At 73.7% G+C, this 11,477-nt stretch carries 8 protein-coding genes; 4 read left to right on the top strand and 4 right to left on the bottom strand.

The features are described from left to right. Positions 1-11: 11 nt before the first annotated feature. Positions 12-1,094 (top strand): mannose-1-phosphate guanylyltransferase, encoded by a 1,083-nt coding sequence (manB, locus tag OO68_RS28215; RefSeq protein WP_033311990.1) that lies wholly within the window; start codon positions 12-14, stop codon positions 1,092-1,094. A 181-nt stretch (positions 1,095-1,275) separates the two neighbouring features. Here manB and OO68_RS28210 read toward each other — a convergent pair whose 3' ends face one another. From OO68_RS28210 to OO68_RS28195, 4 genes are all read right to left on the bottom strand, one after another. Then, complete coding sequence (locus OO68_RS28210; RefSeq protein WP_033311989.1) at positions 1,276-2,277, bottom strand: DNA-3-methyladenine glycosylase family protein; 1,002 nt, start codon at positions 2,275-2,277, stop codon at positions 1,276-1,278. A gap of 62 nt (positions 2,278-2,339) precedes the next feature. Beyond that, the gene (locus OO68_RS28205; RefSeq protein ID WP_033311988.1) at positions 2,340-3,659 is read right to left on the bottom strand and encodes a coenzyme F420-0:L-glutamate ligase; all 1,320 of its coding nucleotides are present in this window, start codon (positions 3,657-3,659) and stop codon (positions 2,340-2,342) included. Beyond that, positions 3,656-4,615: a 2-phospho-L-lactate transferase gene (gene cofD, locus OO68_RS28200; RefSeq protein ID WP_033311987.1), complete on the bottom strand. Its 960-nt coding sequence runs from the start codon at positions 4,613-4,615 to the stop codon at positions 3,656-3,658. The genes OO68_RS28205 and cofD overlap by 4 nt, the downstream gene beginning before the upstream one ends. A gap of 35 nt (positions 4,616-4,650) precedes the next feature. Further along, the gene (locus OO68_RS28195; protein ID WP_033311986.1) at positions 4,651-5,157 is read right to left on the bottom strand and encodes a cysteine dioxygenase; all 507 of its coding nucleotides are present in this window, start codon (positions 5,155-5,157) and stop codon (positions 4,651-4,653) included. A 659-nt stretch (positions 5,158-5,816) separates the two neighbouring features. Here OO68_RS28195 and OO68_RS28190 point away from each other — a divergent pair. The 3 genes from OO68_RS28190 to OO68_RS28180 all read left to right on the top strand — a co-directional run bounded on the left by OO68_RS28190 (position 5,817) and on the right by OO68_RS28180 (position 11,440). Further along, on the top strand, positions 5,817-6,080 hold the full coding sequence (locus tag OO68_RS28190; RefSeq protein WP_010034659.1) for a WhiB family transcriptional regulator: 264 nt from the start codon (positions 5,817-5,819) through the stop codon (positions 6,078-6,080). 162 nt (positions 6,081-6,242) lie between these two features. Next, positions 6,243-9,911 (top strand): glycosyltransferase family 2 protein, encoded by a 3,669-nt coding sequence (locus OO68_RS28185; protein ID WP_078625495.1) that lies wholly within the window; start codon positions 6,243-6,245, stop codon positions 9,909-9,911. Next, positions 9,908-11,440 (top strand): DUF5719 family protein, encoded by a 1,533-nt coding sequence (locus OO68_RS28180; protein ID WP_033311984.1) that lies wholly within the window; start codon positions 9,908-9,910, stop codon positions 11,438-11,440. The genes OO68_RS28185 and OO68_RS28180 overlap by 4 nt, the downstream gene beginning before the upstream one ends. Positions 11,441-11,477 lie beyond the last annotated feature (37 nt).

Below are 11,477 nucleotides of genomic sequence, written 5' to 3'. Positions count from 1 at the left end.
AGAGACGACACGTGACAGAAGCGATCCTCCTGGTCGGCGGCAAGGGCACGCGGCTGCGCCCGCTCACGGTGCACACGCCCAAGCCCATGGTCCCGGCGGCCGGGGTGCCCTTCCTCACGCACCAGCTGGCGAGAGCGAGAGCGGCAGGCGTCGAGCACATCGTCCTGGCCACGTCCTATCTGGCCGAAGTCTTCGAGCCGTACTTCGGTGACGGCTCCGCGCTGGGGCTCCACCTCGAGTACGTCACCGAGGAGGAGCCGCTCGGCACGGGCGGCGCCATCCGCAACGTGGCCTCACGGCTGCACTCCGGCCCCGACGACCCGGTCCTGATCTTCAACGGGGACATCCTGACGGGCCTCGACATCCGGGCCCTGGTCGACACCCACGCGTCGTCGGGCGCGGACGTCTCCCTGCACCTGACGAAGGTCACGGACCCGCGCGCGTACGGTCTGGTCCCCACCGACGACACGGGCAGGGTGCTGGCGTTCCTGGAGAAGCCGCAGACCCCCGAGGAGATCGTCACCGACCAGATCAACGCGGGGGCCTACGTCTTCCGCCGCTCGGTCATCGACTCCATCCCGCTCGGCAGGCCGGTGTCGGTGGAACGCGAGACCTTCCCGCATCTGCTGTCGGCCGGTGCCCACCTCCAGGGCATGGTCGACTCGACGTACTGGCTGGACCTCGGCACCCCGGCGGCCTTCGTCCGGGGTTCGGCGGACCTGGTCCTGGGCCGGGCTCCGTCGCCCGCCGTGCCCGGCCGCTGCGGCGACCGCCTGGTCCTGCCGACGGCCCGGGTCGCCTCCGACGCCAAGCTGTCGGGCGGCACGGTGGTGGGCGAGGGCGCATTCGTCGCGGAGGGCGCGCGGATCTTCGGCAGCACGATCCTGCCCGGCGCGGTCATCGAACCGGGCGCGGTCATCACCGACTCCCTCATCGGCACCCGGGCCCGCGTCGGCCAACGCTCGGTCCTCACTGGCACGGTCATAGGCGACGGCGCGGTGATCGGCCCCGACAACGAACTCCTGGAGGGCGCCCGCATATGGTGCGACGCCCGCATCCCAGCAGGAGCGGTCCGCTTCTCGTCGGACCAGTAGGACACGGGCTCCCGCTGCGGGCATGCGTGCCGCTAGGGGCGATGGGGGTCCCCCCTGCTCGAGCGAAGCCGAGAGCTCGGGGGAGGGTGGGCGCAGCGGCACCTCGTCGCGCCGAGCTGCGCACCCACCCGCCCTTGGCACCAACGCCGAGCACCAGAGCCCGGCAGTTCACAACCGCCCGCTACAACCGCCCGATATCCCACCGAGGCATCTTCGGCGCCCGCCGCGCCGGCACCCTCCCGCTCAGCAGAATCAACCGAGCCGCCCGATGCCGCTGCCCCGCATACGGCTCCAGCAGCTCCAGCATCGCCGTATCATCCGCATCCCGGTCCCCGGCCAGCGCCCACCCCACGATCCCGGGCAGATGCAGATCCCCCACCGTCACCTCGTCGGCCGCCCCGTGACTGCGCTGCACCGTCTCCGCGGAGGTCCACGGCCCGACCCCCGGCACCAGTTCCAGCCGCGCCCGAGCCGCCCCGGGCTCCATCCCCACCGCCTGCTCCAGCCGCGCGGCGACCCGCACGGCGCGCAGGATCGTCGACGCCCGCTTGTTGTCGACCCCGGCCCGATGCCACTCCCACGACGGAATCAGCGCCCACGTCCGCGGCTCCGGCATCACGTACATCCGCGCGGGCGCGGGGCCCGGCGCAGGTTCCCCGTACTTCCGCACCAGCAGCCGCCACGCCCGGTACGCCTCGTCGGTCGTGACCTTCTGCTCCAGGATCGACGGGATCAACGACTCCAGCACGAGCCCGCTCCGGGTCAGCCGCAATCCCGGCCGCCGGTGCCGGGCCGACGCCAGCAGCCGGTGCCGCGGCACGAACGCCGACGGGTCGTCCGCGGCCCCGAGCAGCTCCGGCAGCCCCTCCAGCAGCCACTCCGCCCCGGGCCCCCAGGCCTCCCCGCGCACCCCACCGCCGTACGCGCACACCCGCAGCGTCCCGGGCCCGGCCGGAGTGAGACTGGTCCGCCACACGGACCCGTCCGGCGTCGCCCGGAACGTCGGGTCGCCGGGCCCGCGCCGCAACGGCCCGAGCACCAGGCCGAGATCCAGCGGCCCGTCCGGCGCCCACGCGCGTACCCGCCCCGGCCCCGTCGCCTGCCGCGGCACGCCCGGGGGCACGGCGACATGCCCGCCGCGCACCGTGGTACGCGTGGGCCGCTGAGCGAACCGTCCTGCCATGAATGACGTCCCTGGGATCCTGAAGGAGCAGCCCTACGAGCGTAGGCGCCGCCCGGCACCTGTCACCGCACCTCGATGAACGCCTCCCCGTCCCGCCCGGGCCGCGGCCGCGGTTCCCCGGCCGGATGCCCGACCGCCACCGCCCCCATCGGGTCCCAGTCCGCGGGCAGCTCCAGCACCTCGCGCACCACGTCACGGCAGAACATCGTCGACGACACCCAGGCCGACCCCAGCCGCTCCCCGGCCAGCGCGACCAGGAAGTTCTGCACCCCGGCGCCGGCGGCGACCACGAACATCTCCCGCTCGGCGCCGTCCCGCCGCGGGTCGCCGTACGTGTGGGAGCCGTCCATGACCAGGCAGGGGACGACGAGGTAGGGCGCGTTGCGCAGCACGTCCCCGCGCCGGACCCGCTTGGCGATGGACTCCTCGCTCTTGCCGTCCCGCCGCAGATCGGCGATCCAGGCGTCCCGCATGGCGTCGAGCAGCCGGGTGCGCGACTCCTCCGACTCCAGCAGCACGAACCGCCACGGTGTGGTGTGGTGCGGCGCCGGGGCGGTCACCGCAGCGGTCACGGCCCGCCGTACGGCACCCGCGTCGACGGGCTCGTCGGTGAAGGACCGGACCGTGCGCCGCTGGGTCACGGCCTGCCGGACCGCCTCCGAGGTGCCGAGGCGGAACATGTCGTCTCGCGCGCCGCGGACCATGGCCCGCGCTCCCTCGCCGTCCCCGCCCTGTGCCACCAGGTGCGGAAGCCCGCGCACCACCGCGACGGGCCGCCCCGCGGCCTTGCCCTTGACCAGGTCGCCCGCGGCGGCGAGCTCGTCGGCCGTGGCGACGACGGTGGCGCTGAGCGGATTGCCGTACGTGTCCGTGCCGCCCCGCAGATCGTCGAGCACGCGCACTCCGGCGGCCCCGATCGCGACGTCGGTGAGCCCGGCGCGCCAGGGCCGGCCGAAGGTGTCGGTGACGACGACGCCGACGTCGACGCCGAGGGCGTCACGCAGTCCGTCACGGATGGCACGGGCGGAGGCGTCCGGGTCCTCGGGCAGCAACAGCACCGTCCCGGACGGGGTGTTGGACGCGTCGACACCGGCCGCGGCCATGATCAGGCCCTGCCGGTTCTCCACGATCCGCAGGGTGCCCCGCCGGGCCACCACGCGAACCGTCTCCGCGTCGATCGCGGCCTCCCGGTCGGCAGCCCGCACGACCCGGCCCTCCGCCTTGGACACGATCTTCGAGGTGACGAGCAGCACGTCCCCGTCGGCCAGGCCGGGCTCGGCGCCCGCGATCAGCTTGGCCAGGTCGTCCCCGGCCGTGACCTCCGGTATCCCGCCCAGGGCCCACACCCGGTACCCGGCGGCTCCTTGCGTCTCGCCGCTCACGCCCCCCGCACCTCCTCGGCCAGGGCCAGTGCCTCCCGGGCCATCCGCGCGGTCGCGTCGGCGTCGCTCATCATCAGCGGCACGGCCCGGCAGCGGATCCCGGCCGCCTCGACCCGGCCCACCGCTGCGGCGTCCACCGAGTCCACGAGCCAGCCGTCCAGCAGGCCCGAGCCGTAGTGCTCGGCCACCGCCGTCGCGGTCGACTCGACGCCCACGGCGGCGAGCACCTTGTCGGCCATGCCCCGCACGGGCGCGTCGCCGACGATGGGGGAGAGGCCGACGACCGGCACCCCGGCGTCGGCGATCGCCTCCCGGATGCCCGGCACGGCGAGGATCGTGCCGATCGACACGACCGGGTTGGACGGCGGGAAGAGGATCACGTCCGCCTCGGCGATGGCCTCCAGGACGCCCGGCGCGGGCTTCGCCTGGTCGGCGCCGACCGGCACGACGGCCCGGGCGGGCACCGAGGCGCGCAGCCGCACCCAGTACTCCTGGAAGTGGATCGCCTTGGTCTCGCCGTCGATCTCGACGGCCACATGCGTCTCGACGCGGTCGTCGGACATGGGGATCAGCCGGACGCCCGGCTTCCAGCGGTCGCACAACGCCTGCGTCACCGCGCTCAGCGGATATCCGGCGCCGATCATCTGCGTCCGCACGATGTGGGTGGCGAAGTCCCGGTCGCCGAGACCGAACCACTCGGGCCCGACGCCGTACGCCGCGAGCTCCTCCTTGAGGTGGAAGGTCTCGTCGGCGCGCCCCCAGCCCTGCTCCTCGTTGATGCCGCCGCCGAGCGTGTACATCACCGTGTCGAGGTCCGGGCAGACCTTCAGCCCGAAGAGGTGGATGTCGTCCCCGGTGTTGCCGATGACCGTGATGTCCGCGTCCGGGACGGCCCGCTTCAGACCACGCAGGAACCGGGCACCGCCGATGCCGCCTGCCAGAACCACAATGCGCATGGGCGACAGTCTTGCAGGCGGCTACGACATCCGGGTCAGGCAGTCACGGCACCCGGCAGGGCTCGCGCCTCGCAGTGCGGGGCGGTGTGCATCGGCATCTCGGTGAGGCCCGGGTAGTAGACGTGCAGGCTCACCGCCGGCTCCAGCGCGTCGTTGACCACTTCGTGCACGTACCCCGGCGCGAACACGCGCTGCGCGCCCGCCCGCAAGGCGCGCGTGCCCCGCTCCGTGCGCTCGGTCAGCGTGCCGTCCAGCACGGTCAGCACGCCGGAGGAGCGGCCGTGGTCGTGCGGCCCGCTGCCCTGCCCGGGGACCCAGGACAGCAGCCACACCTCGTAGCCGGGGCCGGTGCGCAGCCGGTGGTACCAGCGGGTGGTGGCGTCGTAGCGGACGAGGTGCTCCCACTGGGAGCGGTCCTCGGCGAGGGAACGGGCCAGGCCGACGAACTCGGCGACCGTGGCCGGGTGCTCGCGGGGGGTCTGGAGGAGGTGCGTGACTTCGAGGATGTCGCCGGCGATCTGGAGGTCGCTGTCGCTGTTCATGGGGTGCCTGGTTCCTCAGTGAAAGAAGGTCAGAGGGAACGGAGCCGAGGCACGGGTGGTGGCTCGGCCTTCAGCTGGAGCGGGTGTGGCTCAACAGCTGGGACAGCAACAGCTACAGCGAGCGCGGGCAGCACCGTGGGACCCGGCGGTGCGGGTCGAGGTGAGTGCCGAGTTCGCGAGCATGCCCACAAGGACACCGGTTCACACCTCCACTGTCAACTCGACACCCGGTATGTGGGATGTGGTTCACCTCATCCGGTCGATCGCTCAGATGAAAGGTTTGTTCATGGCCCGCCCGGGACACATGGCGTCCAACCGGGCGCGCAAACCCCGTTGCGTAGTCGTGATCCGACTGTGATCCGTTTCGCTTCGACGTGCGTGTCGGAACGAGATCGAACTCCTGGGCGTCCTTCTCCGTAGAGGTCTGCGAGGGGTCCGGCGGAACGTGTGGGCCCTCGTGGGCTCCACCCGTGTGTCAGGTTTTATGGTGATTTGAACACTTTCCGCATGGGCTTGGTTCCGCAGAGTGAATAAGGGGCTCAATAGCAGATCTCGGCTTGACTCGCCCGGAGCAGCACACTTGTAATTTCACTCGTGTCGTTCAGCCGGAATCGGTAACGGCTAGATCACGGGGACGCGAAGACAGACGAGGGGCGCACATGACCGAGACGGTGCAGCAACTGCTGGTCGACGACGCGGACGAGGAACTCGGCTGGCAGGAGCGCGCGCTGTGCGCCCAGACCGACCCCGAGTCCTTCTTCCCCGAGAAGGGCGGCTCGACCAGGGAGGCCAAGAAGGTCTGCCTCGCCTGTGAGGTCCGCTCCGAGTGCCTCGAGTACGCCCTCGCCAACGACGAGCGGTTCGGCATCTGGGGCGGCCTGTCCGAGCGGGAGCGCCGCCGGCTGAAGAAGGCGGCCGTCTGACCCCCACCCCTCTGCGTGAACGGCCCGTCGCCCGTGGGTTATCCACAGGCGGCGGGCCGTCTTCCGTGCAGCCGATAGTGTGGTCGCTCGTCCGAGACGCCCCACCGCCCCCTGAGGGCGCGGGCGTCCACCGCAGTCCACCGAACCGGGGCCCGTACCTCGATGTCCGTGCACAGCCACTCGGCAGCCCATCACGACGCCGCTGCCACACCTGAGTTCCCGCGTCATGTGGTGACCGCGGTCCTCGTCTCCCACGACGGCGCCCGCTGGCTGCCCGACGCGCTCGCCGGGCTGCTCGGCCAGGAGCGCCCCGTCCAGTACGCGATGGGCGCCGACACCGGCAGCGCGGACGCCTCCGCCCAGCTGGTCACCGACGCCCTCGGCGCCGACCGCGTGCTGCACCTCGCCCGCCGCACCGGCTTCGGCCAGGCCGTCGAGGAGTGCGGCCGCACCGCCCCGGTCCTCACCCCGGACGAGCTGCCGTACCTGAAGCGCCCCAGCGGCTGGGACCCCGTCACGCGCTCGTGGCGCGACGACGCCTACGACCTGCCCGAACTGCCGCACGGCGAGCCGGTGCAGTGGCTGTGGCTGCTGCACGACGACTGCGCCCCGGACCCGGACGCCCTGGCCCAGCTGCTGCGGGTCGTGGAGAACGAGTACGAGCTGGGCCGCGAGGACGTCGCCGTGGTGGGCCCCAAGCTCCGCGGCTGGTACGACCGGCGGCAGCTGCTGGAGGTCGGCGTCTCCATCGCCAACTCGGGCCGCCGCTGGACCGGCCTCGACCGCCGCGAACAGGACCAGGGCCAGCACGACCACGTCCGGACCGTGCTCTCGGTGTCGACCGCCGGCATGCTCGTGCGCCGCGACGTCTTCGAGCAGCTCGGCGGATTCGACCGCCACCTGCCCCTCATGCGCGACGACGTCGACCTGTGCTGGCGCGCGCACGCGGCCGGTTACCGCGTCCTGGTCGCCCCCGAGGCGGTCGTCCGCCACGCCGAGGCGTCCAGCCGCGAGCGCCGCACGGTCGACTGCATGGGCCGTACGGCCGCCTCCCCGCACAAGGTCGACAAGGCCGGCGCGGTCTACACCCTGCTCGTCAACTCGCGTACGGCCGTCCTCCCCTGGGTGATGCTGCGGATCGTGCTCGGCACCCTGCTGCGGACCGTGGCCTACCTGGTCGGCAAGGTCCCAGGGCAGGCCGTCGACGAGATCCGCGGCCTGCTGGGCACGCTGCTCCGGCCCGAGCGGATCCTCGCCGGGCGGCGCGGCAGAGGCGCACCCCGGATCGACAAGGGCGAGCTGCGGGCGCTGTTCCCGCCGCCCGGCGCGACCGTCCGCGTCACCGTCGAGCAGGTCGCGAGCAGCCTCGTCGGCCGCTCCGACCCGGAGGTCGCCGCCGGCGCGGGACGGCACGGCGGTGCCGTCGAGTCGGGCCCCGGCGGCGACGACGCCGACTTCCTGGAGATCGAGCAGTTCGCCCGGCTCAAGCGCATCGCGCGCAAGCCCGGCCCGGTCCTCTTCCTGGTACTGCTGCTCGTCTCCCTGGCCGCCTGCCGTCAGCTCCTGGGCGGCGGTGCCCTCGCGGGCGGCGCCCTGCTGCCCGCCCCGGCCGATTCCGCCGAGCTGTGGTCGCGCTACCTGGACGCCTGGCATCCGGTCGGCGCCGGCGGCACCTCGTCCGCGCCGCCGTACATCGCGCTCGTGGCGATGCTGGCGTCCCTGCTGTTCGGTTCGACCGGCCTGGCCGTCACGGTCCTGCTCGTCGGCTCGGTGCCCCTGGCCGGCGTCGCCGCCTACTTCGCCTCCCGCCCGCTCGTCGAGTCCCGTCTGCTGCGCGCCTGGGCGGCCGTCGTCTACGCCTTCCTGCCCGCCGCCACCGGCGCCCTCGCCGGCGGCCGCATCGGCACCGCCGTCCTGGCCGTGCTGCTGCCGCTCATCGCCCGCGCGGGCATCGCGGCCGGCGGCCTGACGAACTCCGCCGGGGCCCGCGGCAGCTGGCGCGCCACCTGGGCGTACGCGCTGCTGCTGACCATCACCACCGCCTTCACGCCGATCGTGTGGCCCATCGCGCTGCTGCTCGGCATCGGGCTGCTGGTGCTGCGCCGGAGCGACATCACGGCCTACGGGCTGCGGTTCCTCGCCCAGCTCGGTACCCCCCTGCTGCTCCTCGCGCCCTGGTCGCTGACGCTGCTCCCGTTCGGCTTCCTGAAGGAAGCGGGCCTCGACTACGGCCCCTCGGCCGCCTCCGCCCTCGACCTGCTCGGCGCCAGCCCGGGCGGCCCCGGCACCGTCAGCGGCCTCATGCTCATCGGCATCGTGCTCGCCGCCCTCGCCGCCCTGGTCCGCTCGGAACGCCAGTCGGGCATCTGGACGGCCTGGGCGGTCGCCCTGACCGGCTTCGTCTTCGCGGTCCTGGCCAACGGCTCCACCTGGGCCGGCCCGGCGACCCTCGTCTACGGCATCGCCCTGCTGGCCGCCGCCGCGCTCGGCGCCGACGGCGCCCGCGCGCGGGTGGCCGAGCAGAGCTTCGGCTGGCGCCAGCCGGTCGCCGTCCTGATCGCCTTCGCCTCGGCCGCGGGCCCGCTGCTCATCGCCGCCGGCTGGATGATCCGGGGCGCCGACGGCCCGCTGGAGCGGCGCGACCCGACCCAGGTCCCGGCGTTCGTCGCCGAGGAGAGCGGCACCCGCGACCAGGCCCGCACCCTCGTCCTCGACAGCGACTCCGGCGCCCATGTCGGCTACATGCTGGTCCGCGGCTCGGGCGCCCGCCTGGGCGACGGCGAGATCGCCGCCGCCGACGGGGAGAACAGCAGGCTCGACAAGGTCGTCGCCAACCTGGTCGCCGGTTCCGGCGCGGACCAGGCCGGCCAGCTCGGCGGCTTCGCCGTGCGCTACGTCCTCGTCCACCAGGGCGCGCCCCGCGAGGTCACCCGCGTCCTCGACGCCACGCCCGGCCTGACCCGCCTCAGCCAGCAGGACGGCGGCGCCCTGTGGCGCGTCAACCGTGAGGTCGCGCGCGCCACCATCGCCCCCGCCTCCGGATCCGCCGGTACCCCGCAGCCCGTCGCCGCCGGACCCGTCGACATCCACACGACGATCCCGACCGGCGCGGACGGACGCGTGCTGCGCCTCGCCGACTCCGCCTCCGACGGCTGGTCCGCCACGCTCGACGGCAAGCCGCTGACCCCCACCACGGTCGACGGCTGGGCCCAGGGCTTCGAACTGCCCGCCACCGGCGGCAGGCTGGACGTCACCTACGACGACCCGATCGGCCACACGGCCTGGCTGTGGGCCCAGGGCCTGCTCGCCGTCGTCCTGGTAGTGCTCGCCCTGCCAGGCCGGCGCCGCGACATCGACGACGACCTCCCCGAGGAGCCGGCCGTCCCGGCCCAGGCCGTCGCCGGCGAGGGCCGCCGTGCCCGGCGCCTGCGCGCCCAGGCGGAGGCCGAGTCCGAGGCCGAGGAGACCGCGGGCCCCGAGGAGTTCCCGCCCCCGCAGCCGCAGCAGCCGCCGGTGGCCGTGCCCCCGCAGCAGAACCACGCCGAGTGGGAGAACACCGCCTACCAGGGCGGCCAGTACGCGAACTACGGCGACCAGTACCAGAACACCCCGTACCCGGCGGACGCCTACGGGCAGCAGTACCAGCCGGACCCCTATCAGGGCGGCCAGTACGACCCGTACGCGTACGGGGGGCAGGGCCAGAACCCGCCGTACGACCAGCAGGGCTACGACCAGGCCTACCAGCAGGGCTACGGCACGCCGTACGACCCGGCGCAGCAGCACCACCCCCACGGCACGGGCAGTGAGCGTCCCGACGGGAGCCAGCAGTGAACCGCACCACCCTGTCCCTGATCGCCGGCACGACCGCGCTCGCCGCCGTCACCGGCTTCGCCGCGCTGTCGGCTCCGGACGCCCCGGGCACGGACACCGCCGCCAAGGCGGCCGCCCAACTGCCCGTGGAGCGCACGAGTCTGCTGTGCCCGGCGCCCAGCACGTCCGACCTCGCCGAGACGTCCTACACGTCCTTCACGCCCGTCACGAAGGGCACCGGGAGCGGCGGCAAGGCCGAACTGCGGGCGGCCACCGAGGAGTCGGCGGACGCCCCGGCCGACAGCAAGGAAGAAGGCACGGGCAAGGACGACGGGAAGTCCGGCAAGGACAAGCCCGCGGAACCGGTGCTGACGCCCAAGGAGCCCGGCAAGCCGGTCACCGGCGACAGCTCCGGCGGCGACGCGCCCGCCCTCGTCGGGACCGCGGACGGCAGGTTCGCGCCCGGCTGGACCGTCCAGGAGACGACCGAGGTCGCCGCGGGGACCGGCCGGGGCCTGCAGGGCGTCAACTGCACCGCTCCGGACACCGACTTCTGGTTCCCCGGAGCCGGCACGGACGCCGACCGCACCGACTACGTCCACCTGACCAACCCCGACGACTCGGCCGCCGTGGTCGACATCGAGCTCTACGGCAAGGACGGCGCCCTGAAGTCCGCGGTGGGGGAGGGCATCACGGTCCCGCCGCACTCCAGCGAGCCGGTCCTGTTGTCCACCCTCACCGACGAGCGGCAGACCGACCTCACCGTGCACGTCAACGTCCGCAGCGGACGCGTGGGCGCCGCCGTGCAGGCCCTGGACGACAAGCTCGGCGGTGACTGGCTGGCCGCGTCCGCCGACCCGTCGGGCAGCCTGGTCCTGCCCGGCATCCCCAAGGACGCCACCTCCGTGCGCCTGGTCGCCTTCACCCCCGCCGACGCGGACGCGGACCTGAAGGTGCGGCTGGCCTCCCCCTCCGGGCTGATCACGCCGGCCGGTCACGAGACCGTGCACGTCAAGGGCGGCATGACGACCGCCGTCGACCTCGGCGACGTCACCCGCGGTGAGGCGGGCTCCCTGGTCCTGACGCCGGCGGACCGGTCCGTGCCGGTCGTGGCGGCCCTGCGGGTGGTACGCGGCAAGGGCGACAAGCAGGAGACGGCGTTCATCCCGGCGAGCCGTCCCGTCGGCACGCGCGCGACGTCCGCGGGCAACAGCGGCAAGGACAGCACCCTGTCCCTGACGGCCCCCAACGCCGCCGCCACGGTCAAGGTCACCGCCTCGGCCGGCAGCGAGGGCGGGACCCCGGTGTCGAAGACGTACACGCTCAAGGCCGGCACCACCCAGGACATCGCACCCCCGGTCCCCGGCGGCCTGAAGGGCACCTACGCGATCACGGTCGAGCCGGTCTCCGGCGGCCCGGTCTACGGAGCCCGCACCCTGGCGGCGACCGAGGGCGGCGTCCCCGCCTTCACCGTGCAGACCCTGCCGGACGACCGCGGCACGGTGGCCGTCCCGGAGGCGGACGAGGACCTGTCGGTGCTCCAGAAGTAGGTCTGCCGGTGCCTCAGAAGCAGGTCTGCCGCGCCGG

The organism is Streptomyces iakyrus (assembly GCF_000717055.1).
Classification (GTDB): domain Bacteria; phylum Actinomycetota; class Actinomycetes; order Streptomycetales; family Streptomycetaceae; genus Streptomyces; species Streptomyces iakyrus.
Note: the sequence above shows the minus strand (reverse complement) of the source record. Positions and strands in the feature narration are given on the sequence as shown.

What these genes read in the sequence shown, in the direction of transcription:
- OO68_RS28185 (WP_078625495.1), top strand. Translation starts at nt 6,243, where the DNA reads ATGTCCGTGCACAGCCACTCGGCAGCCCATCACGACGCCGCTGCCACA.
- OO68_RS28210 (WP_033311989.1), bottom strand. Translation starts at nt 2,277, where the DNA reads ATGGCAGGACGGTTCGCTCAGCGGCCCACGCGTACCACGGTGCGCGGC.
- OO68_RS28195 (WP_033311986.1), bottom strand. Translation starts at nt 5,157, where the DNA reads ATGAACAGCGACAGCGACCTCCAGATCGCCGGCGACATCCTCGAAGTC.
- cofD (WP_033311987.1), bottom strand. Translation starts at nt 4,615, where the DNA reads ATGCGCATTGTGGTTCTGGCAGGCGGCATCGGCGGTGCCCGGTTCCTG.
- OO68_RS28190 (WP_010034659.1), top strand. Translation starts at nt 5,817, where the DNA reads ATGACCGAGACGGTGCAGCAACTGCTGGTCGACGACGCGGACGAGGAA.